Here is a 20371-nt window from a genome sequence, read left to right as displayed (position 1 = left end):
CTTTGCTAGCGACATATGATAGCTTTTGCCTTCGCCCGTGATGATATAAAGATACTCGCAAAAGACGCAGGGATCAAGCTTAGCAAAGTGAAGCGAAACGGAGCGCTTGGAGCAATGAAGAGTTTATATATTTACGACTTTGATGGAAATTTGATAGAACTTAGCTCATATATAATTTAGTAAGAAGGCAGCTTGGACCTACTAAAAGACCCACTAAATAAACTAATCATCTCGCTCTCGCTACCAGCTGGCGTGGGCATGATGTTTAACACCCTTTACAACGTCACTGGTACATTTTTCGCCGCTAAAATTTCAACCCTTGCAGTTGCTGGCATGGCGATGAGCTTTTTGCTCTATCTAAGTGTCGTTGGCATCGGGCTTGGCTTTGGCTCGGCACTCACCGCGCTAATAGGCAACAGCCTAGGCGCAAACAAACCAAAAATGGCTAAGCTTTATGCGGCAAATGGCATCATTTTCGTGCTTCTTTTTGCCCTATTTATGGGGCTATGTGGCTACTTGCTAGCGCCAAATTTACTAGTCATTTTAGGTGCTGATCATCACTATATCAAAGAGGCGCTTGACTACGCTGGCGTCATCTTTCTTGCAGCTCCATTTTTCTTGCTTATAAAATCTCTTAACGGCGTTCTAGTCGCACTTGGCGATACTAAAAGCTACCGCAACTGGCTATTTTTAGGCCTTTTTATCAACGCATTTTTTTGCTATCTTTTTGCCTTTAGCTTTGATCTTGGTGTAAAGGGTCTTGCACTAGCAACGGCTAGCGTGCAGTTTTTAGGCACGCTCTATCTCTTTTTTAAAGTGAGAAAGAGCAAGATGATAGAGCCTAGAAATTTAGGCTACTTCGTGCCAAATTTCGCCGTCTGGGCAAAGATACTAAGGCAAGCCTTACCAGCTTGTCTAAACTACCTCTCAATGTCACTTGGCTCGCTCGTGCTTTTAAAATTTGTAAGCTTTTACGGCGTCAATGCGGTGGCAGGTTATGGCATAGCCTTAAGGATCGAGCAAATTTTAGTGCTTCCAACCATCGGCATGGCAGCAGGAGTGCTTAGCATCATCTCAAGAAACTACGGCGCTAAGAGCTTTCAAAGAGTATTGCAGTGCTACAAACTATCGCTTCTTTTTTTGCTCATCTACTGCGTCTTTGCCTACATCTTTATAAGGCTTTTTGGCGAGAGCGCGATCAGGCTCTTTGACAGCACGCCAGCCGTGCTTGAGGTAGCCAAACTCTACCTTGGCATCAACTCACTTGCCTACATGGCTTACGGCACGATAAACATCTCAGGCAGCACTTTGCAGGCGATAAAACGCCCAGTGGCGATCTTTTTGCTAAATGGCTTTAGACAGCTCGTGCTTCAATGCTCGCTCTTTTACGCGGTGGTTTTTTGGCTAGGACTTGAGATCAAATTTATGTGGCTAGCGCTATTTTTTAGTGTCTATTTTACGGCGATTTGCTTTTTGACTTGGACGCTTTTTAGGTTAAAAAGAGCTAATAAATTTTAGCCACAAACATCTATGATATAATCTCGCAAAATATAAATTTTAAGGAGCTAAAGTGACTAACACAGTAATGCTTCAAGGGCAAAATGGCTTTATAATCACAAGCGAAATCATCAGCGCCATGAAACAGCTTTTTGGCGAAAAGATCAAAGTAGTAGAGATAGATGATGAGTTGATCGATAATGTTTTGGATATAAAAGATGCAAAAGAGGCTGAGGAAATTTATGCTAGATTTGTAGCAAGTAACAGCAAAGGCACGACGCTTGATGAACTCAAAAAAGAAAACTGCTTATGAAAGTTATCATTACCGATGAAGCAAAGGTAAATTTTAACAAACTTGATGGCTCTGTTAAAAAGCAAATCATCAAGGCTCTCGAAAAACTAGAAACCCTAAAAGACCCGCGTGATAGTGGAAAGGCTCTAGTAGCAAATTTAAACGGACTTTGGCGTTATAGAGTTGGTGATTATCGCTTGATTTGCTTGCTAAAAGACGACGAACTAATAATCCTGCTTTTAAATATCGTAAAAAGAGATGAAGCTTACTTAGACAAAAACGTAAAACTACTTTTAAAGCTAAAAGAAAAAGCAGAAAAATCTTCTTAAGAGCTAAATTTAACTCCTCAAGCTTTTAAATTTAAAGCTAAATGCAAAAAAGCAAAGCGAGGCGACTAAGATGATGCTGGCTCCGCCTGTGAGATTGAAATAAAAGCTGATCACAAGGCCGATAAAGCAAAAAATGATAGAAAAAATGGTTGAGATAAGCATCATGAGCCCCAGCCTTTTGGCAAAAATTTGCGCAATATATGGCGGTATGGTAAGTAGTGCGATGACAAGTATTAGCCCCACGACGCGGATCGTAGCCACCACGCAAAGCGCCATCATGCAAACTAGCAGATAGTGAAAAAATGTCGTATTGACCCCACGAAGTTTTGCAAACTCCGCATCAAAGCTGATCGCCACAAACTGGCGGTAAAAAAGCGCAATGAGAGCCAAAAACAAGAGGTCTAAAACGCTCATAAATGCGATATCTGTGCTGCTAACTGCAAGTATCGAGCCAAAAAGATAGCTCATAAGATCGGCGTTATAGCCAGGTGTGAGGTCGATGAAAATGATACCAATAGCCATGCCAATCGCCCAAATAGCGCCTATTACGGAGTCGATGTTTGTCTTATCTTTTAGCGTGATCGTGGCGATGATGAGCGCTAAAAATAGCGAAAATATACTTGCACCAAAAAGTGGCTCAAGCGAGAAGAAAAATGCAAGCCCTATGCCGCCATACGCGCCGTGTGCGATGCCTCCAGCGATGAAAGTCATCTTATTTATCACCACAAGCGAGCCTATCATGCCGCATATTATGCTTACTAAAATGCCCGCAATAAAGGCATTTTGCATAAAATTTAACTCTAAAATTTCACTCATTTTCTCTCTTTAAAATTTAAAAACATTGCTCTTTGTTTTTTCACAACCGCACTCGCCAAGCGCGATCTCGACATCACAAAAATGGCTATGCGTTCTAGCTAGATGCTCGATAAATTCCCTCTTTGCAAGGTTTTCATGTGTTTTGTGAATGTGTAAATTTTTACTCACGTAAGCGATCTTTGTAGCATAATTTAGCACGATATTTAGGTCGTGACTGACTAGAACCACACCCACGCCATTTGCGTTTATGCCCTTTAAAATTTCATAAATTTCAGCCTGCCCTTTTGTGTCGATGCTGGCTGTTGGCTCATCTAAGATGAGCACTTTTGCGTTTGCGCAAAGCGCTCTAGCGATATAGACGCGCTGCCTTTGACCGCCACTTAGCTCGCCGATCCTCGCGTTTGCAAACTCCCTCATACAGACTTTTTCAAGGGCACTTAGCGCTAGGGCTTTTTCATCTTTTGAGTAAAAACCAAAGATTTTTTTATCGATTAGCCCCATCAAAACAACTTCTAGAACCATCATCGGAAAGCTTTGATTTGAGAGGAAATTTTGCGGCACGTAGCCTATAAATTTACTAACCTCGCTTGGCTCTTTACCAAAGAGCTTTATCTCGCCACTTTGAGGCTTAAGCAGTCCCAAAATGAGCTTTAAAAGCGTGCTTTTGCCCCCGCCATTTGGACCGATTATCGCTAAAAACTCGTCGCTACTATACTCTAAGTTAATATCCTCTAAAACGACTTGTTTATCGTAGCTAAAGTTTAAATTTCTAATTTTTATAATATCTTTCAAAACAGACTCTTTTGCGTAAATGTCATGACAAAAATGAAAAGTCCAAGCCAAAGCATGATGCCAAGGGCTGCAAATTCTGCATAGATTTTAAACTTTTTTAGCTTAATGTTCGTGCTGATCTTTGAGCCAAAAACTGCCGCTACAAATATCACCACACTCATGCCAAGCGCCATAAATACGCCACTTATCACGCCTGCAAAGTAGCTACCTATCTCATTTGCCAGCACAAAGACTAAGATCGTGCCAGGACAGGGCACAAGAGCCGCAGCGGCCGCTACTAGCCACTCCTCTTTACTCTTTGGCTTTTTGGTTGAGCAAATTTGACAGCCACACTCACTTTTAAATTTTGTATTTTTACTCAAATTTTGGCTTAAATTTGATCTAAAAATATAAAATTTAGTCTCATTTTTGTTTGAGAGATAAAATTTGATCTTTTTAACGAGCATAAAAATCGCCACAAAAAAGATCACGACGCCAGAAAACGCAGTCGTTATGCTAGCAGTGTCCTTTGTGAGGTCGTTGCTTACTTCACGAAGCAGCAAAAAGCTAGCAAAGACAAAGACAAATGCGCCCACAACGTGCAAAAAGCCGATCTTTAGTGCAAATAAAAACGCCCTTTTGTAGCTGCCACCAGTTGCGGCAAAATATGAGCTTGTTAGCACCTTGCCATGGCCTGCTCCAGCAGCGTGCAAGAAGCCATAACCAAATGAGATAAATGCCAAAAATAGCAGCGCAAGCGGACTTTTGTAATCCACGCTTCTTAAAATTTGCTTTAGCCTATCAAGCAAGCTTAGGCTAGTTTTTGAGACGATGTCAAATTTTGCCTCATCGATCTTATCTATCTGGCTTAAATTCTCATCGCTCGCGCCTGCTACTGGCTCTTTTAGCAGCTCTTTAAGCGCTGGCTTCTCGTTGTGAGCTTTGGCTGCTTCTTTGCTTGAAAATGTAAAAAATATCAAATTTGAGTTTGAATTTGGTATCGCCCAGAAGCTTTTACCAACCAAAAATGCGTTATTTTGCGTAAATTTGAAGTTAAAATAGCCCTCTTTATCCTCCATATCAACCGACACGACAAGGCCCTCAGCGATCACTAAATTTGTCTTAAAACTCACGTCAAATTTAAGTCTGCCCTCGTCAAAATAGAGCTTGTATTCATTTAAATTTGGCTCTATTTTAGTGGCGTTTTCATCCTTATAATAGTATTCAATGTCCGTTAGATAGTGCCTTGGCACGAGGTAGTCTAGTAAATTTAAGCGGATCTTTCTAAGCTCTTTATCATCTATCTTTTCATCTTGATTGAGGTCAAAATTTTGCTTCATAAGATCTGAGAAATTTTGCGAAAAGGTCCAAGTAAAGGCGATCTGGCTGATGTTATTTTCGTATGCAACAAATTTCGCACTAACGTGAGCTGTTGGGCTATAAAGCGAGCATAGAGCACACCCAAAAGCATTTATCGCTAGTAGGCAAATGACGATCAGGCGTGCTAACATTTTTATAGACTTTTTGCGAAAATTTCAGCCGTTTTTTTCATCTCGGCTAGCCAGTTTTCAGGCAGTTGGTCTATCATGACGACCTTTGAGCCAGTCTCTTTTGCGATCAAATTTGCAGCCTTTGTTGGAAATTGTGGAGCCACGAAAATGACCTTTACACCGTGCTCTTTAGCTTCTTCTATAAGCTCTTTTAGCTCAGCTGGCTTTGGCTCTTTGCCCTCTATCTCGATGGCGATTTGCTCTAAGTTATAGCGCTTTGCAAAGTAGCCCCAAGATGGGTGATATACGATAAATTCGCGAGTTTTGACATCTTTTAGCTCGTTTTTGATAAAGCTATCAAGCTCGTCAAGGCTAGCTTTAAATTTAGCCAAATTCTCCTCATAAAGTTTTGCATTTTGCGGGAATTTCTCTATTAGCGCCTTTGCGATGTTATCAACTTGAGTTTTTACTAGGATAGGGTCAAGCCAGATGTGTGGGTCAAGGCCGTCATGGTGATGATGATGCTCGCCCTCGTGGTCATGGTGCTCATGCTTATGCTCACCCTCGTGTTTATGCTCGTGGTGCTCTTCATGTTCATGCTCCTCGCTCATAGCGATCTTTTCGATGCCCTCTTGCGTCTTTACGATGCGTAAATTTTTAAACGTCTTTGAGAAGCGATCCAGCCACGCGTCTTCAAACTCGATGCCGATAGCAAAGTAAAGCTCGCTCTTTTCAAGCTCCTTCATCTGCTTTGGTTTTGGCTCATAGGTGTGTGGATCAGCGCCTTTGCCAACCATCGCATTTACATCTAGCGTATCTCCAGCGATCTGCTCGACAAAAAATTTCGTTGGCAGTATGCTAGTAGTCACAACCGGCTTTGCAAAAAGAGACAAAGCACAAACAGCTAAAAAAACGATAATTTTTCTCATTATCTCTCCTTTAAAAAATAATTGCGAAGTTTAGCAAAATGCAACTTGGTTGCAACTTAAAAAGCAAATGCCTAAATTTAGCCTTTTCTTTTAAATATAGTTTAAATCTTTTAGCGTTAATATACGAAAAATGAAAAGGGCAAAGATGAACGCGAGAAATTTCTTAGAAGAGCACAATATCAAAGCTACGATGCTTCGCATAAAGCTTGTTGAAATTTTACAAAACGCCAAGGCGCCGCTAAGCTACGATGAAATTTTGCAAATTCTTGACGCAAACAAGACGACCTTTTATAGAAGTATGGAAATTTTTGAAAAAGAAAATCTCGTGATAAAAACCGAAAACAACCACAAGAGCTACTACGAGCTGGCAAATGAAGCCAAAGCCTACTTCATCTGCGACGTCTGCCACAAAGTAACAAACATCGACATGCCACACCTAAACATCGCTAAAAATATAAAAAGCGCCGTGATAAAGGGCATCTGCGACGAGTGCGGTCACGAGTAAAGCGCGATGATCTCAGCTGGGATCGCCTTTGGGCGGTTTGTCTTTAGATCGATATAGACAAATTCCGTCTTGCCAGTTGCTATTAGCTCGCCATCTTTTTTAAACTCAAAATATCTGCATGATGTCGCCTTACCCTCAGTCTGCGTGTAGGTGTGAATTTCTATCTTGTCCATCAGCTTTGCGCTTTTTATATATTTTGCTTCATTTTTTCTAATGAGCCAAATTTCTCCCCTTTTATACTGCGCCTCGACCGTGTCGCCAACAGCGGCAGAGTGGGCAAATGCGGCCTCTTGCATAAGCGTGAAATAATAGACATTATTCATATGTCCGTGCATGTCGATGGCTTGTGGCGGGATGGTGACGTGATATATAAAATCTCTCATTTTTGACCTTTTTTGCTAAAATTATAACCAAAAATAAGGAGCTAAAATGCAAAATTTATGGGATAAAAAGGCGTCAAACTACCAAAGATTTGACGGCAAGATCAGCGCTATTCAGCAGCAAATTTTTACCAAAGCTTTGGCTTGGGGAGTTGATTTTAGTGGCAAAGATATCCTTGATATCGGCTGTGGCACGGGCGTTTGGAGCATATTTTTATCAAAAACGGCTAAACATATAACTGGCATAGATAGCTCTGAAAAGATGATAGAAATTTTAAACGAAGACGCAAAGAGATTTGGCGTTACAAATTTAAGTAGCGAGGTTTGCTCGTGGAGAGATTTTAAACCTAAAAAACACTTTGATATCGCTATTTGCACGATGAGCCCAGCCATTGCAAACGACTGGGACTTTGCTAAATTTCAAAACTGCGCCAAGCAAAAGCTTTATCTTGGCTGGGACAAGCCTAGAAGCTCTGACCTGCTCGAGCCGTTTTTTGAAAAATTTGGCCGCACACTCTCGCAAAAAAACGTAGTAGATAGGCTTGAAGCGTGGCTAAATGAGCAAGGCATCGCTTATAAGAGTGAAATTTTAAACGAAACTAGGATCGCTAGACGAAGCGTGCAAGAAGCTGCTGAGAATATCTGCTGGCACCTTGAGATAAACGGGGCTAAAAACTACGATGAAAAGGCGGTTTTAGCGATGTTAAAAGAGAGATTTGAGGGCGAGTTTATAGATGAGAAAATAGACTCTCAAATGAAGCTTTTTGTCTTTTAAGGCTTAAATTTAGAGCAAATTTGCTTGCCAAATTCGCTAAAAATGACGCCAAAGATGATGAGCGCAGCTCCAAAAATTTGCCAGATGCTAAGTATCTCGCCTGCAAAAAAGTAGCCAATGAACCCTGCAGAGACTGGCTCTAAGCAGAAAAACAAGGCCGCCTTGCTAGCGGTCGTATATCTTTGAGCGATAGTTTGCACAAAGTAGCAAAATATGGTGCCAATCACCGTCGTGATAAATATCGCTATGAAAAATTCCCTATCAAAATTTGGCACGATACTGCCCTGAAAAAGCGCAAAAACAAGCGAGAGCAGGGCATTTGTGAGAAAGACCACAAAGACAAGCAGATAAAGCTCGCTCTTTCTTACAAAGTGGCCATTTAGCGTCGTGTAAAGTGCGTAAAATATGGCGCAAACAAGCGCTAGTGCCTCGCCAGCCCCAAGTGCGAACGTGGCGCCACTTAAGAGCCAAAGCCCAAAAATAGCGATTAGTGCGCCTAAAATTGCAAAAATACTTATCTTATTTTTAAAAAACACCGCCGCCATAAAAGGGACTATCACACATTCAAGCCCCGTGATAAAGGCGACGCTCGAGCTAAACGTAAGCTTTAGAGCATAAGTTTGCGTTGCAAATGACAAAAACAGCACCGCACCAAGGATAACGCCGTAGATGACGCTCTTTTTATCAAATTTCTTAGTAAATTTAAGCGCGACAAAGCCCATAAAGATAGCCGAGAGAAAAAACCGGCAAAAAAGCATGACAAAAACGCCATTTGTCTTTAGCGCATTTGCCATGGGTAAAAACGTAGCGCCCCAAACGATGGAAACTACGATAAGAGCGATGTCGGCTCTGTTTTGAGCGCTTAAATTTCTCATTTAAAGATCGAGTCTAGCACCTTTTTGCCGCTATCTAGGCTAAAGCCGCTTCTTAGCCCCTTTTCCTTCTCGCTCATCACGTTAAATAGCCCATCTAGCGTCTTTCTCGTGATATATGCGTTTAGGTCTTCGCCGTCATCTGGCACATATTCGCTTGCGCCTAAATTTTTAGCTAGGCTTTTGACTGATTTTATCGTTTCGTTATTTTTAGCCGAGCCACCGATGAAAGAATTTAGCCCATTATAGGCAGTCGCAAAGCTATTATCACTCATCATTTTCTCAATTATCGGTGTAAATGCCGCCTTTAGCTTTTGGCTGGAGCTTTGCTGCAAATATTTCGTAACGCTGTCGCTGCCGCCGTTAAAGAGCTTTTTCACGTCAGCCTCGCTCATATTTTTTATGCTCTCGCTAAAAATTTCAGCAGCCTTTGGCACGGCCGTGGTCGCAGCGTTATTTATCGACTTGCTAAGGTCCTGCGCCCACTTCTCGCCGCCCACTTTTTTGGCTAAATTTGACGCCATTTCAAGGCTTTTTGGGAGTGGGATTTTAGCTGTGGCGTTGTTTATAAAGCCCTCTTTTGAAAGCTCGCTAACAGCGGCATTTAGTGCCTCGCTAACTAAGCTTTTATAGTCGCCGCTTGATGCGTGAGTGGCGATTTTGACGCCTTTATTTATCATATCATCCATGCTTGCGGCTTGTAAATTTAAAACAAGCGCGCCACAAAGAATTACAAGAGATCTTTTCATCTTCTCTCCTTTTTTAAATTTAAAGCAAAATCATACAAAAAATATCTAAACGCTTAAAATAAATTTAATATTTTTGCACTAAAATTTGCTCTTTTTTTAAAGGGAATTTATGCAGCTTTTACTTCTTAGCTTTGCTCTTAGCATGGATAGCGCGGCTCTAAATATGGCAAACGGCGCAAGGTATAAAAGCATTGCCCTTGGCAAAATTTTATTTATCGCTTTTATGCTTGGCTTTTTTCAGTTTCTCATGCCGCTTCTTGGCTATTTTCTTGGCATTAGCTTTGCTAAATTTATAAGCTCTATCGATCACTTCATAGCATTTTTTATACTTTGTTTTCTTGGCTTTAAAATGTTAAAAGAGGCCTGTAGCAGCGAGGCTGGCGAGTCCTTAAGTATGGATATTAAGACCATTTTTGTGGGTGCATTTGCCACGAGTATCGACGCACTTGCCATTGGCGTCACGCTTAGCTTTGAAGCGGTTAGGATATTTAAAAGTGCGCTCATCATCGGCGTAGTCTGCTTTGTGCTAAGCCTAGCCGCCTTTTACATCGGTAAATTTATGGGTGAAATTTTAGAGAAAAAGGCACTCTTTTTAGGTGGCGCGATACTTATATTTTTAGGCTTTAAAATCCTCATCACCCACCTGCTTGAAGAGGGCGTGCTCTAAATTTCTATCTCTATTCCAACTGGGCAGTGGTCGCTGCCGGTGATCTCTGGCAGGATAAAGGCGTCTTTTAGCCTATCTTTTAGCCCCTGCGATATGAAGAAATAATCAATCCTCCAGCCGACATTTTTCACCCTTGCGTTAAAGCGGTAGCTCCACCACGAGTAGGCGTTTTCAACGTCGCCATTTACGGCTCTAAAGGTATCTATAAAGCCACTTTTTAAAACCTCATCTATCCACGCGCGCTCGATAGGCAAAAAGCCAGAAGTTTTGGCATTTGCCTTTGGATTTTTAAGATCGATCTCGCGGTGAGCGGTATTTACATCACCGCAAAATATCACCTCTTTGCCGCTTTTTACAAGCTCTTTGCAGTAAGCTAGAAATTTCTCGTAAAAGTCCATCTTGTAAGCTAGCCTCTCGTCGTCCTTTTGGCCGTTTGGAAAGTAGATGTTAAAAAGCACGATATCATCAAATCTATGCTCCAAAACTCGCCCCTCTGTGTCGTCAAAAAAGGCCGCTTTTTGCGTTTGCACGTCAAATTTAGCTAGGCTCATCACGCCAGAGTAGCCAGCTCTTGCGCCTGAATTTACACTGATATCTTTAAAGCCAAGGTTGTAAATTTCTTTTGGCACGTCATCTTCTTTGACCTTGATCTCTTGAAGTCCCAAAAAATCAGGCCTAACCTCATCAAGCCAGCCAAAGCCATCTTTTGCCACAACTGCGCGCAGCCCATTTACGTTCCAGCTAATAAGTTTCAAATTTCATCCTTTTTTTAATTATAATTATGCCAAAAATCGCAAAAAGGAAAGTTATGAGAAACCAGCCAGAGTATAAATTTTTTAAAAATTTTGGCTACGCAAGAGAGGGTTTGGCTGAAATTTTTAAAAACGAAAAGAGCTTTCGCATAGAAATTTGTATATTTTTGATAGCTACGATCTCGCTATTTTTTTGGAAATTTGACCTTATTTTTAACCTATTTTTGATCTTTAGCATGGCATTTGTGCTAGTTTGTGAGTGCTTAAACTCGGGCCTAGAGCGAGTGACTGATCTTGCAAGCCCAGACTATCACGTCCTAGCAAAAGCGGCAAAAGACGCTGGAAGTGCAGCCGTAATGATCGCAAATTTCTTATGTGGCGCGCTTTGGTGCGTGGCGATAGGATATAAAATTTGGGGCTAGAAAAAGAAATTTACAAGGCGCTTCTTGGCGAGAAAAAGGTAGAGATCATAAATTTACTTTGCGAGCTAAGCGATGAAAATGGCTTTATCATGCTTAAAATTTCAGAAATTTGCGAGAAGCTAAATGTGAGCAAACCAACCGTGATAAGCACGTTTAAGCTACTTGAAGAGAAGAAAATTTTTGAGCGAGTAAAAAACGGGGTTTATAGATTTAAAAATTTATAGTGGCAAGCAAGTGCCTGCCACCTCTTTCTAGCCGATAGTCTCAGCAGCGATCATGCCAAATGTCAAGCAGTCAGTTATAGCCACTGATCCTAGACGGCTGGCTCCGTGAACGCCACCAGTGATCTCGCCAGCTGCGTATAAATTTGGTATAGGCATAGCTGTTTGAGAGTTCATGACTTGGGCTTTCGTGTTGATATTTAGGCCGCCCATTGTGTGGTGAACTTTTGGCGTGCCACGCTCTGCGTAAAACGGTGGAACTGAGATATCAATGCCCTTTGTCGTAGTCGCAACAACTGGCTTGCCAAAGTCCTCATCGACGCCTTTTTTGACAAATTCATTGTATCTTGCGACTGTTTTTTTGAGCTCATCAACTGGGATCTTATACTCAGCTGCCAAGGCATCAAGTGTGTCAAATTTCTTGCAAATTCCAGCTGCGATAGCTTTTTCATAGTGAGCTGGGAGCATGTGAGGAAGTGCTCTTGAGTCGCAGAAGTTGATAGGGAAGTTTTTATCGTCTTCGCCTTTTTCATGGATGACTTTAAACATCGCTTCAGTTCTTGTCCTACGGTCAGCTAGCTCGTTCATGTAGCGTTTGCCAGTTCTTGGATCGACTGAAATTCCAAACGGAAAAGCGCCATTTACGTTAAACATCGATCCCACGCCAAAGCCTGTCTCATCGGCACATCCCCAAGGGCCATACTGGATCCAGCTTGGCTGAACTGGATAAGCACCCGCTCTAAATGCCGCTAAAAGCGCGCCCGCTGTTGAGCCTGGTTGGTTTGTCGAGTCTGTTTCTGGAGTGATCCTTGGATCTTGAAGGCGTCTAAAAATTTTATCCCTACAAAAGCCGCCAGCTGCTAGCACAACGCCCTTTTTAGCTTTGATGTATTTTGTATCGCCGCCTTTGTTTTCGACATCGTCACTCATCAAATTGCCATCAAATTTGTAGTTTTCTCTGACGATGACGCCCACAACTGCGCCCTTGTCGTCAAAGACGAAATCATCAAATTTTGTCCTTTTTTTGATCGATGCGCCTTCTAACTTTTCAAATGTCGCAGTCATAGGAAGCACGATGCCAGCACCGCTGCCAACCTCTGTTTGAAGGCTTCTTGGCACTGAGTGACCGCCTGCGTGAGTGATCTGATCGATATATTTTGCACCACAATCAAGTGTGAGTTTGTAAGCATCTTGCGCTCTCTCGCCGATCTTTGCCAAAAGATCAACGTGGTTGATGCCGCGACCTGCTTTCAAGCAGTCTTTGATAAATAGCTCTGTGCTATCTCTTATGCCAGCTTTCTTTTGCATGTCGCTATTTGGAACGGCAAAGATACCGCCGTTGATGACAGAGTTGCCACCTGTGCGGCCCATCTTTTCGATCAAGACGACTTTGTTGCCTTTTTTAGCTGATGTGACGCCAGCTGCAAGAGCTGCAAAGCCTGAGCCGATGATGACTACGTCATACTCCTCGTCCCATTTGACATCTTTTTCGTTCATTGGACTAGCCATTAAATTTGTAGCGCCCATGCCAAGTGCCGTGGCTCCGATAGCGCTAAATTTCACAAAATCTCTTCTAGATAAACCTGAATTTTTCATGCTCTCTCCTTTGAAGTAAGATATTCACTAACTAGATTATACGACTTTTTTATTAAAATAGTCTAATTAGTTTTTTAAATTAAATTTTATTAAAGCTAAGTGCGATTAGAGCGTAGTTTGATAATATTTAGTGAGATTATATTCATTTAAATTTGACTTTAGATTTACGCTAAATTGGCATTTATAGTAAATTTAGTATAAAATTTGGAGATTTTATTTTTAAATTTAGAAAAAATAAATATTAATTAAATTTTCTGCTTTGAAAAATTTATTAGAGATTTTAGGATTTAGTTTTGGATATTAGTTTAAGTTTATAAATTAATTTAACAAGAGGATCGGAGCAAATTTGCCCCGAAAAATTATTTAACGCCAACTATGATTTGAGTTGCTTTGATGATAGCAGTTACTTTGTCGCCTGCTTTTAAAGCTAAGTTATGAACTGACTCTCTTGTGATGATAGCTGAAATTTTGCTGCCATTTGCGTCAATGATAACCTCAGCATTTACAGCGCCATCTTTTATCTCGCTAACAACGCCTTTGATTTGGTTTGTTGCGCTAAGCTTGATGCTGTCGTCTTTTGAAACGATAACGCTTGAAGCTTTGAATAAGAATATAGCTTTTTTACCAACTTTAAGATCAAGAGCTTTCTCGCTATCAACTGTAATAGTTGCTTTTAGCACCTCGCCACCTGCTAGTTTGCCAGCTATTAGCGAATTTACCGCACCTGTTCTTACTTCTGATATCTCAACATTTAGTTGATTTCTTGCACTTAGTGACATATTTTCTCCTTATTTTTGATTTAATGTTTGGGTATTATAGAGTATTATTATTAATGCGAACTTATGATCAATTAATAAAATTTTTTAATATCACAAGTAAAGGTTTATAATTTACCAAAGCCCAAAATATCGCACAAAATGAAACTAAAATCTAAAAATTTAATTTAAATTATTTTTGAAAAATATATTGAATAAATATTATTTTTTATTATAAAGTAGACAAACTAAGATCGTTTCGAGATCAGATGACTTTAGATCTTAGTTTGTAGATTTTTGATTTTTAATGACTTGGTGAGAATTTATAAATTTTGCGCTTAAATGCCAGCTTCAAGCATCGCTTCTGCTTGATAGTGAGTGATAAGCGGTTCAATGATCTCGTCAAATAATCCTGCAGCCATGATCGCATCAAGGCGGTAAAGTGTTAAATTTATGCGGTGATCGCTTATGCGGTTTTGCGGGTAGTTATAAGTTCTTATCCTGCCTGAGCGGTCTCCAGTGCCGACCTGACTCTTGCGCTCGCTAGTCTCTTTAGCAAGCCTCTCTTGCTCTTGCATCTCGTAAAGTCTAGCTTTTAGCACCTTCATAGCAGCCTCTTTGTTTTTGTGCTGGCTCTTGCCATCTTGGTTTGTGACAACAAGTCCAGTTGGTATGTGCGTGATCCTAACGGCACTATCAGTTGTATTTACTGACTGACCGCCGTGGCCCGAGCTTCTCATAACATCAACTCTTATATCATTTGGATTGATCTCGATCTCGCTATCTTCAACCTCTGGCATGATAGCCACAGTCACAGCCGAGGTGTGCACCCTACCCTGGCTCTCAGTCTCTGGTACACGCTGAACCCTATGTGTGCCACCTTCAAATTTTAGCCTAGAGTAAGCGCCTTTGCCCTTTATAAGCACGATGATCTCTTTAAAACCGCCAGTGTTGCCCTCGCTTTGGCTAACGATCTCAAATTTATATCCACGAAGCTCTGCATATCTGATGTAAGCATTAAAAAGATCTCCGACAAATAGTGCAGCCTCGTCGCCACCAGTGCCTGCGCGAATTTCTAAAAATATATTTTTATCATCGTTTGGATCTTTTGGAAGAAGTAAAATTTTGATCTCTTCTTCAAGCTTCTCTCTTGAAATTTCTAAATTTTTAAGCTCATCTTTTGCAAGCTCGCCAAGCTCAGAGTCCTCAAGCAAGGCTTTATTCTCTTCGATGTCGTTTAGAATTTGTAGATATTTTTTTGCAGCAGTTGCGACTGGTTCGATAGATGATTGCTCTTTTGAGAGCTTTGTCATCTTTTCGATATCGTTTGCTATATTTGGATCGCTCAGAAGCGTAGAAATTTCATCATAGCGATCCAAAAATGGATGAAGTTTATCAGCAAACATTAAAATTTAATAGATTAAGCAGCTTTTAGAGTGTTTACTAATTGAGCAAGGCGACTAACGCGGCGAGCAGCAGTTTGTTTCTTCAAAAAGCCTCTACTTACGAAGCTGTGGATGCTTTTGTTAGCAACTTTTAAAGCTTCATTTGCAGCTTCAATATCTTTAGCTTCTACAGCTACACGCACTGCTTTTGTGATATTTTTAAGTCTAGTGCGGTAAAATCTGTTTCTCTCAGTTCTTTTTATAGTTTGTCTAGCTCTTTTTTCAGCAGATTTATGGTTTGCCATAATATACCTTTTTTGATAATTTTAGTCCGTGATTATATGAAAAATATATTTAATTGTAACTGAATTTAAGTCTGCTTTAAAACAAATAAAATTTTAGATTTTAAATTTGATAATTTCTGATAAAATAGCACCATTTTATAATAAAAAGGATAAATTGATGAAACTTTTTGGAACAGACGGAGTTCGTGGTAAGGCTGGCGAAAAGCTTTCAGCTCAAACATCTATGCGCCTTGCAATGGCTGCTGGAATTTACTTTAGAAAGACCTCAGCGACAAATGTGATTTTGGTTGGAAAAGATACTAGAAAAAGTGGCTATATGATAGAAACCGCCATCGTTGCAGGGCTAACTGCAGTTGGCTACAACGTCCTTCAAATAGGCCCTATGCCAACACCTGCGATCGCATTTTTAACAGAAAATATGCGCTGTGACGCTGGCATAATGATAAGCGCGTCGCACAACCCATACTACGATAACGGCATCAAATTTTTTGATAGCTTTGGCAACAAGCTTGATGAGACGATAGAGGCTGAGATAGAAAAAATTTTCTACGACGATGAGCTCATCGCAAACGCCCAAAAAACGATGACAGAGATCGGTGCAAACAAGAGAATCGACGATGTTATCGGCAGATATATCGTGCAGATCAAAAATTCATTCCCAAAAGAGCTAAATTTAAAGAATTTACGAGTAGTTTTAGATGTGGCAAACGGAGCTGCTTACAAGGTCGCACCAACTGTATTTAGCGAGCTTGGAGCTGATGTCATCGTCATAAACGACGAGCCAAATGGTAGCAACATCAACCAAAACTGCGGCGCACTTCACCCAGAAGATCTAGCAAGCGAGGTAAAAAGGCTTCGCGCAGATATCGGCTTTGCATTTGACGGCGATGCTGATAGACTTGTCGTTGTCGATGAAAACGGCGAAGTTGTGCATGGAGATGCGATACTTGGCTCACTTGCAGCATTTTTACACGAGCAAAAGGCGCTAAAAGGTGGAGCCATCGTGGCTACAGTGATGAGTAACGCCGCACTTGATGACTATCTAAAAGCTCACAAGATCAAGCTACTTCGCTCAAACGTAGGCGATAAATACGTGCTTGAGATGATGAAAGAAAATGGCATAAATTTTGGTGGCGAGCAAAGCGGTCACGTCATATTTAACGACTACGCCAAGACTGGCGACGGCCTTGTTACTTCGATGCAAGTAGTTGCTATGATGCTTAAAAAAGGTAAAAAAGCTAGTGAAATTTTTGGCGAGCTAAAACCGTATCCACAAATTTTACTAAATTTAAAGATCACAGAGAAAAAGCCGCTTGATAAGATAGAGGGGCTAAAAGAGCTTGAGGCTAGCCTCGCAAAAGAGGGCATAAGATCGCTCTTTAGATACTCTGGCACTGAAAATTTGATCAGACTTTTGCTTGAAGGTAAAAATCAAACTTTAGTTGAAAAACGCATGGATGAAGTTGAGAAATTTTTTATAAAAGCCCTAAATGCTTAAAAGCTTAGTTAAATTTTTCATCGCATTTTTTCTCATTTTTATCGTTGATCAAGCGATAAAAATGATATTTATAGATGGTTTTTCGTGGGAGGGCGAGTTTTTCTCGCTAGTTCTTACATATAATAAGGGCGTTGCATTTTCGATGTTTGCCTTTTTAGATGAGTGGCTGAAATTTATCCAGATCGCCCTTATCTTAGGCGTCTTTGTCTATCTTGTCGTTGAGAAAAAGCTGCTTTGCTCGCATGCCATTTGGCTTGGAGCTTTACTAGGAGCTGGCAGCTCAAACATCACAGATAGATTTATCCATGGCGGCGTCGTGGATTACGTCTTTTGGCATAAGTGGTTTAACTTTGCGGTCTTTAACTTCGCTGATGTGATGATCGATCTTTGCGTCGTGATGATACTTTGGCAAAGTTTTAGAAAAAGGAGAGAGAGTGGGAAATAATATCTACGTCGCATACGCGCTTTGGCTACTTACTGGCTGGCTTGGGGCGCATAGAATTTACCTTGGTAAATTTATCACTGGCTTTTTGATGATGGGGTTATTTTTCGTTGGCTACTCTACGTTTTATTTCATTATAGGCATACCATTTTTAATCATCTGGGGCATTTGGTGGCTTATCGATGCATTTTTAGTTGGTGCTTATGTCGAGAAAAATTTACAAAAAGTCGAGCTAAAAGAGAGACTAAAACTAAAAGATAAAGAGGATGACTTAAAAAGGCTTTACGAGCTTTTTGAGAGTGGTGCGATCAGCAAGGCTGAATTTGAAGCTAGAAAAGAGATACTTTTTAGATAAGGAGACGTTATGGCAGAATATTATCTTTACTTAAAATACCTCCACTATTTGTTTTTCATCTCGTGGATGGCAGTGCTGTTTTATCAGCCAAGGCTCTACGTTTATCACGTAGAAAATATGGACAAACCTGACTTTGTAAAAGTGGTTGAGGTGATGGAGTACAAGATGTATCACTACATCGGTTGGGTCGCACTCATCGGCTCATTTGTCACTGGCATATTGATACTTATCGCGATGCCTGATCTTATAAAAACTGGTCACATCCATGTCAAAATTTTAGTTGTCATCTTGATGGCTATTTACCACCTAGACCTTGGACGCTACATGAAGCAGCTCAAAGAAAAACGCTGTAATAAAAGTGGCATCTTCTTTAGAGCCTACAACGAAGTGCCAACTATCGCGATGCTAATCATCATCTGGGTCATGATAGTAAATCCATTTTAAAGGAATTTGATGAAGAAATTTTTAGCATTTATCGCTTTGCCAGCGCTCTTGCTCGCGGCTACTCAGTATTTTGAGCCGATGCAAATAAAATTTGATAACAGACTCTACTCGCTAGCAGGCTCAGCCAAGCCTGTGCCAAATTTATTCACGCAGGAGTATCTGCTGCCTGGTGAGAAGCTAGATAGTTTTAGCTACATGCTCTCGCTAAATACCCTTAAATTTGACGCTACGCCAGAGCAAGCGGTCGAGCAAAAGATAAATGACCTAAAGGAGCTAAAAGCAAAAGGGCTAAAAGTGGCTTATAAAAAGGGCTCGCTCGCAAATGAAATTTATCTTGATATCACGATATTTTCAAACCTAAATGGTGTGCCAACAGCCGAGCACTCGATATATCGCTACACCAAACAAGGCGGAAATTTAGTCCTTTTTACCATCCAAAGGCGTGCCTATAAAAAAGAGGGCATTCAAAGATTTGCTACAAATTTCACGATCGAGTCACAAGACTTTAGCAAAAAAGCCCTAGCCACACCTTTCCCACAAATCATCAGCAAATAAAGAAATTTGAGTGTAAATTTAGCCTTTACACTCAAATTTTAAAACCAGACTTAACAAATTTATCTAAAAATAAAACGAATAGTTATATGATAAGAAAAACTCAAAAAGGATAGCCTATGATACATAAAATTCTTATCGCAAATCGTGGTGAGATCGCAGTTAGGATAGTCAGAGCTTGTAGGGATTTACACATCCAAAGCGTAGGAATTTACACAGCACCAGACAGCGAGTGCTTACACGTCAGGATCGCTGATGAGGCCTATCAAGTGGGCGAAGATCCGATCAAAGGCTATCTTGACGCCAAAGCTATCGTAAAGCTTGCAAAAGAGTGCGGAGCTGACGCGATACACCCAGGATACGGCTTTTTAAGCGAAAACTACGAATTTGCAAAGGCGGTTGAGGATGCTGGGCTCATCTTCATCGGTCCAAAGGCTGAAGTCATCAAAAAAATGGGCGATAAAAACATCGCTAGATATCTAATGAAGAAAAACGGCATACCGATAGTGCCTGGCACTGAAAAGCTAAATGATGAGAGCATGGACGCCATAAAAGAGCACGCTAGACGCATCGGCTATCCAGTCATCTTAAAAGCAAGTGGTGGCGGTGGCGGCCGTGGTATCAGGGAGGTCTGGCAAGAAGAAGATATGCAAGATGCCTTTGAGTCGTGCACCAGAGAGGCAAAAGCATACTTTAACAACGACGAAGTTTTTATGGAGAAGCTTGTCGTCAATCCTCGCCACATCGAGTTTCAAATTTTAGGCGATAACTACGGCAACATCATCCACCTTTGCGAGCGTGACTGCTCTATCCAAAGGCGCCACCAAAAGATCATCGAGATCGCACCTTGCCCATCGATTAGCGAAAATTTAAGAAAGATCATGGGTGTGACCGCAGTGGCTGCTGCAAAGGCCGTTGGCTACTCAAACGTAGGAACGATCGAGTTTTTGCTAGATGACTACAACAACTTTTACTTTATGGAGATGAACACCCGTATCCAAGTGGAGCACGGCATCACTGAAGAGATCACAGGACATGATCTTGTCGTTAGGCAGATAAGGATCGCAGCTGGTGAAATTTTAGAGATCGAGCAAAGCGACATCAAACCACGCGGCTACGCGATAGAAGCAAGGATCACGGCTGAAAATGTCTGGGAGAATTTCATCCCAGCACCAGGCACGATCGAGGGCTACTACCCAGCTCTTGGCCCATCTGTGCGCGTCGATAGCCACGTCTATAAGGACTACACCATACCGCCATTTTACGACTCACTTATCGCAAAACTGATCGTCAAGGCGACTGATTATGATCTTGCGGTAAATAAACTTGAAAGAGCACTTGAAGAATTTACCATCGAGGGCGTGCGAACTATCATCCCATTTTTGCTAACGATCAGCAAAAGTAAGGAGTTTAGAAGGGGATTTTTCGATACTAGCTACGTTGAGAAAAACTTAAAAACTATCCTTGAAAACACCTACGATGATATGAACAAAGAGCCAAATGACGACCTAGAAGAGGTCATCGTAGAGGCGATAAAAAGATATAAAAAGAAGAGATAAATTTATCTCATTA

27 protein-coding genes are annotated in these 20371 nt (G+C 41.0%); 15 read left to right on the top strand and 12 right to left on the bottom strand.

Features of this window, described 5'->3' with window-relative positions:
• The first annotated feature begins 15 nt into the window (after positions 1-15).
• From B9N65_RS11150 to B9N65_RS07390, 4 genes are read left to right on the top strand one after another with little or no spacing between them, the layout of a single operon-like run.
• Entirely contained in the window at positions 16-180 is a 165-nt protein-coding gene (locus B9N65_RS11150; protein ID WP_219336882.1) for a hypothetical protein, read from the top strand.
• A gap of 12 nt (positions 181-192) precedes the next feature.
• On the top strand, positions 193-1518 hold the full coding sequence (locus B9N65_RS07400; protein ID WP_087583406.1) for an MATE family efflux transporter: 1326 nt from the start codon (positions 193-195) through the stop codon (positions 1516-1518).
• A gap of 52 nt (positions 1519-1570) precedes the next feature.
• Positions 1571-1810, top strand: a complete 240-nt coding sequence (locus B9N65_RS07395; RefSeq protein ID WP_087583405.1) for a hypothetical protein — start codon at positions 1571-1573, stop codon at positions 1808-1810.
• The gene (locus B9N65_RS07390) at positions 1807-2118 is read left to right on the top strand and encodes a type II toxin-antitoxin system RelE family toxin (RefSeq protein ID WP_087583404.1); all 312 of its coding nucleotides are present in this window, start codon (positions 1807-1809) and stop codon (positions 2116-2118) included. Before B9N65_RS07395 ends, B9N65_RS07390 begins: the two co-directional genes overlap by 4 nt.
• Positions 2119-2127: 9 nt before the next feature.
• Here B9N65_RS07390 and B9N65_RS07385 read toward each other — a convergent pair whose 3' ends face one another.
• Genes B9N65_RS07385 through B9N65_RS07370 form a run of 4 tightly spaced genes read right to left on the bottom strand, consistent with a single transcriptional unit; the run spans position 2128 to position 6124 of the window.
• Positions 2128-2934, bottom strand: a complete 807-nt coding sequence (locus tag B9N65_RS07385) for a metal ABC transporter permease (RefSeq protein ID WP_087583403.1) — start codon at positions 2932-2934, stop codon at positions 2128-2130.
• A 9-nt stretch (positions 2935-2943) separates the two neighbouring features.
• On the bottom strand, positions 2944-3726 hold the full coding sequence (locus B9N65_RS07380) for a metal ABC transporter ATP-binding protein (RefSeq protein WP_087583402.1): 783 nt from the start codon (positions 3724-3726) through the stop codon (positions 2944-2946).
• Complete coding sequence (locus B9N65_RS07375) at positions 3723-5216, bottom strand: nickel/cobalt transporter (RefSeq protein WP_087583401.1); 1494 nt, start codon at positions 5214-5216, stop codon at positions 3723-3725. Before B9N65_RS07375 ends, B9N65_RS07380 begins: the two co-directional genes overlap by 4 nt.
• Positions 5217-5218: 2 nt before the next feature.
• Positions 5219-6124: a metal ABC transporter solute-binding protein, Zn/Mn family gene (locus B9N65_RS07370; protein WP_087583400.1), complete on the bottom strand. Its 906-nt coding sequence runs from the start codon at positions 6122-6124 to the stop codon at positions 5219-5221.
• 145 nt (positions 6125-6269) lie between these two features.
• Here B9N65_RS07370 and B9N65_RS07365 point away from each other — a divergent pair, with 145 nt between their 5' ends.
• Positions 6270-6629 (top strand): Fur family transcriptional regulator, encoded by a 360-nt coding sequence (locus tag B9N65_RS07365; RefSeq protein WP_087583399.1) that lies wholly within the window; start codon positions 6270-6272, stop codon positions 6627-6629.
• Here the strand turns inward: B9N65_RS07365 and B9N65_RS07360 are convergent.
• Positions 6620-7012, bottom strand: coding sequence for an acyl-CoA thioesterase (locus B9N65_RS07360; protein WP_087583398.1), 393 nt, complete (start codon positions 7010-7012; stop codon positions 6620-6622). The two genes, B9N65_RS07365 and B9N65_RS07360, sit on opposite strands and share 10 nt — an antisense overlap.
• A gap of 46 nt (positions 7013-7058) precedes the next feature.
• Here B9N65_RS07360 and B9N65_RS07355 point away from each other — a divergent pair, with 46 nt between their 5' ends.
• Positions 7059-7784 (top strand): class I SAM-dependent methyltransferase, encoded by a 726-nt coding sequence (locus B9N65_RS07355; RefSeq protein WP_087583397.1) that lies wholly within the window; start codon positions 7059-7061, stop codon positions 7782-7784.
• On the opposite strand, the gene B9N65_RS07350 is transcribed toward B9N65_RS07355, so the two are convergent.
• Both B9N65_RS07350 and B9N65_RS07345 read right to left on the bottom strand, forming a co-directional pair.
• Entirely contained in the window at positions 7781-8659 is an 879-nt protein-coding gene (locus B9N65_RS07350) for a DMT family transporter (RefSeq protein ID WP_087583396.1), read from the bottom strand. The two genes, B9N65_RS07355 and B9N65_RS07350, sit on opposite strands and share 4 nt — an antisense overlap.
• Positions 8656-9405 (bottom strand): DUF4197 domain-containing protein, encoded by a 750-nt coding sequence (locus B9N65_RS07345; RefSeq protein WP_087583395.1) that lies wholly within the window; start codon positions 9403-9405, stop codon positions 8656-8658. The genes B9N65_RS07350 and B9N65_RS07345 overlap by 4 nt, the downstream gene beginning before the upstream one ends.
• A 109-nt stretch (positions 9406-9514) precedes the next feature.
• Here B9N65_RS07345 and B9N65_RS07340 point away from each other — a divergent pair, with 109 nt between their 5' ends.
• Complete coding sequence (locus B9N65_RS07340) at positions 9515-10072, top strand: manganese efflux pump MntP (RefSeq protein ID WP_087583394.1); 558 nt, start codon at positions 9515-9517, stop codon at positions 10070-10072.
• On the opposite strand, the gene B9N65_RS07335 is transcribed toward B9N65_RS07340, so the two are convergent.
• The gene (locus B9N65_RS07335; RefSeq protein WP_087583393.1) at positions 10069-10827 is read right to left on the bottom strand and encodes an exodeoxyribonuclease III; all 759 of its coding nucleotides are present in this window, start codon (positions 10825-10827) and stop codon (positions 10069-10071) included. The two genes, B9N65_RS07340 and B9N65_RS07335, sit on opposite strands and share 4 nt — an antisense overlap.
• A 53-nt stretch (positions 10828-10880) precedes the next feature.
• On the opposite strand from B9N65_RS07335, the gene B9N65_RS07330 reads away from it, so the two are divergent.
• Positions 10881-11246 carry a diacylglycerol kinase gene (locus B9N65_RS07330; protein WP_087583392.1) on the top strand — a complete coding sequence of 122 codons (366 nt, stop codon included), beginning with the start codon at positions 10881-10883 and terminating at the stop codon, positions 11244-11246.
• Positions 11237-11470, top strand: coding sequence for a winged helix-turn-helix domain-containing protein (locus B9N65_RS07325; RefSeq protein WP_087583391.1), 234 nt, complete (start codon positions 11237-11239; stop codon positions 11468-11470). Before B9N65_RS07330 ends, B9N65_RS07325 begins: the two co-directional genes overlap by 10 nt.
• A 27-nt stretch (positions 11471-11497) precedes the next feature.
• Here the strand turns inward: B9N65_RS07325 and B9N65_RS07320 are convergent, their stop codons facing one another.
• From B9N65_RS07320 to rpsT, 4 genes are all read right to left on the bottom strand, one after another.
• Entirely contained in the window at positions 11498-13063 is a 1566-nt protein-coding gene (locus B9N65_RS07320) for a flavocytochrome c (protein ID WP_087583390.1), read from the bottom strand.
• Between the two features lie 359 nt (positions 13064-13422).
• The gene (locus tag B9N65_RS07315) at positions 13423-13842 is read right to left on the bottom strand and encodes a TOBE domain-containing protein (RefSeq protein WP_009295093.1); all 420 of its coding nucleotides are present in this window, start codon (positions 13840-13842) and stop codon (positions 13423-13425) included.
• A gap of 314 nt (positions 13843-14156) precedes the next feature.
• A complete protein-coding gene (gene prfA / locus B9N65_RS07310) occupies positions 14157-15224 on the bottom strand; it encodes a peptide chain release factor 1 (RefSeq protein ID WP_004317452.1) in 1068 nt (355 codons plus the stop codon).
• A gap of 14 nt (positions 15225-15238) precedes the next feature.
• Positions 15239-15508 carry a 30S ribosomal protein S20 gene (rpsT, locus tag B9N65_RS07305; RefSeq protein WP_009295094.1) on the bottom strand — a complete coding sequence of 90 codons (270 nt, stop codon included), beginning with the start codon at positions 15506-15508 and terminating at the stop codon, positions 15239-15241.
• A 157-nt stretch (positions 15509-15665) separates the two neighbouring features.
• Between rpsT and glmM the strand changes: the two genes are divergently transcribed.
• From glmM to B9N65_RS07275, 6 genes are all read left to right on the top strand, one after another.
• Positions 15666-17006, top strand: a complete 1341-nt coding sequence (gene glmM / locus B9N65_RS07300) for a phosphoglucosamine mutase (protein WP_021083852.1) — start codon at positions 15666-15668, stop codon at positions 17004-17006.
• Positions 16999-17451 carry a signal peptidase II gene (gene lspA, locus B9N65_RS07295; RefSeq protein WP_087583389.1) on the top strand — a complete coding sequence of 151 codons (453 nt, stop codon included), beginning with the start codon at positions 16999-17001 and terminating at the stop codon, positions 17449-17451. Before glmM ends, lspA begins: the two co-directional genes overlap by 8 nt.
• Positions 17441-17803 (top strand): NINE protein, encoded by a 363-nt coding sequence (locus tag B9N65_RS07290; protein WP_087583388.1) that lies wholly within the window; start codon positions 17441-17443, stop codon positions 17801-17803. The genes lspA and B9N65_RS07290 overlap by 11 nt, the downstream gene beginning before the upstream one ends.
• A 9-nt stretch (positions 17804-17812) precedes the next feature.
• Positions 17813-18247 (top strand): CopD family protein, encoded by a 435-nt coding sequence (locus B9N65_RS07285; protein ID WP_004317437.1) that lies wholly within the window; start codon positions 17813-17815, stop codon positions 18245-18247.
• Positions 18248-18256: 9 nt separating this feature from the next.
• The gene (locus B9N65_RS07280) at positions 18257-18802 is read left to right on the top strand and encodes a hypothetical protein (protein ID WP_021092665.1); all 546 of its coding nucleotides are present in this window, start codon (positions 18257-18259) and stop codon (positions 18800-18802) included.
• A 116-nt stretch (positions 18803-18918) separates the two neighbouring features.
• Entirely contained in the window at positions 18919-20358 is a 1440-nt protein-coding gene (locus tag B9N65_RS07275; RefSeq protein ID WP_004317286.1) for an acetyl-CoA carboxylase subunit A, read from the top strand.
• Positions 20359-20371 lie beyond the last annotated feature (13 nt).

Source organism: Campylobacter concisus (assembly GCF_002165815.1).
GTDB lineage: Bacteria > Campylobacterota > Campylobacteria > Campylobacterales > Campylobacteraceae > Campylobacter_A > Campylobacter_A concisus_BH.
Note: the sequence above shows the minus strand (reverse complement) of the source record. Positions and strands in the feature narration are given on the sequence as shown.

Bases quoted from the DNA above. Each gene is read 5' to 3' on its own strand.
- B9N65_RS11150 (WP_219336882.1), top strand. From the start codon at position 16: ATGATAGCTTTTGCCTTCGCCCGTGATGATATAAAGATACTCGCAAAA.
- B9N65_RS07390 (WP_087583404.1), top strand. From the start codon at position 1,807: ATGAAAGTTATCATTACCGATGAAGCAAAGGTAAATTTTAACAAACTT.
- B9N65_RS07385 (WP_087583403.1), bottom strand. From the start codon at position 2,934: ATGAGTGAAATTTTAGAGTTAAATTTTATGCAAAATGCCTTTATTGCG.
- B9N65_RS07375 (WP_087583401.1), bottom strand. From the start codon at position 5,216: ATGTTAGCACGCCTGATCGTCATTTGCCTACTAGCGATAAATGCTTTT.
- B9N65_RS07370 (WP_087583400.1), bottom strand. From the start codon at position 6,124: ATGAGAAAAATTATCGTTTTTTTAGCTGTTTGTGCTTTGTCTCTTTTT.
- B9N65_RS07365 (WP_087583399.1), top strand. From the start codon at position 6,270: ATGAACGCGAGAAATTTCTTAGAAGAGCACAATATCAAAGCTACGATG.
- B9N65_RS07360 (WP_087583398.1), bottom strand. From the start codon at position 7,012: ATGAGAGATTTTATATATCACGTCACCATCCCGCCACAAGCCATCGAC.
- B9N65_RS07355 (WP_087583397.1), top strand. From the start codon at position 7,059: ATGCAAAATTTATGGGATAAAAAGGCGTCAAACTACCAAAGATTTGAC.
- B9N65_RS07350 (WP_087583396.1), bottom strand. From the start codon at position 8,659: ATGAGAAATTTAAGCGCTCAAAACAGAGCCGACATCGCTCTTATCGTA.
- B9N65_RS07345 (WP_087583395.1), bottom strand. From the start codon at position 9,405: ATGAAAAGATCTCTTGTAATTCTTTGTGGCGCGCTTGTTTTAAATTTA.
- B9N65_RS07340 (WP_087583394.1), top strand. From the start codon at position 9,515: ATGCAGCTTTTACTTCTTAGCTTTGCTCTTAGCATGGATAGCGCGGCT.
- B9N65_RS07330 (WP_087583392.1), top strand. From the start codon at position 10,881: ATGAGAAACCAGCCAGAGTATAAATTTTTTAAAAATTTTGGCTACGCA.
- B9N65_RS07320 (WP_087583390.1), bottom strand. From the start codon at position 13,063: ATGAAAAATTCAGGTTTATCTAGAAGAGATTTTGTGAAATTTAGCGCT.
- B9N65_RS07315 (WP_009295093.1), bottom strand. From the start codon at position 13,842: ATGTCACTAAGTGCAAGAAATCAACTAAATGTTGAGATATCAGAAGTA.
- prfA (WP_004317452.1), bottom strand. From the start codon at position 15,224: ATGTTTGCTGATAAACTTCATCCATTTTTGGATCGCTATGATGAAATT.
- rpsT (WP_009295094.1), bottom strand. From the start codon at position 15,508: ATGGCAAACCATAAATCTGCTGAAAAAAGAGCTAGACAAACTATAAAA.
- glmM (WP_021083852.1), top strand. From the start codon at position 15,666: ATGAAACTTTTTGGAACAGACGGAGTTCGTGGTAAGGCTGGCGAAAAG.
- lspA (WP_087583389.1), top strand. From the start codon at position 16,999: ATGCTTAAAAGCTTAGTTAAATTTTTCATCGCATTTTTTCTCATTTTT.
- B9N65_RS07285 (WP_004317437.1), top strand. From the start codon at position 17,813: ATGGCAGAATATTATCTTTACTTAAAATACCTCCACTATTTGTTTTTC.
- B9N65_RS07280 (WP_021092665.1), top strand. From the start codon at position 18,257: ATGAAGAAATTTTTAGCATTTATCGCTTTGCCAGCGCTCTTGCTCGCG.
- B9N65_RS07275 (WP_004317286.1), top strand. From the start codon at position 18,919: ATGATACATAAAATTCTTATCGCAAATCGTGGTGAGATCGCAGTTAGG.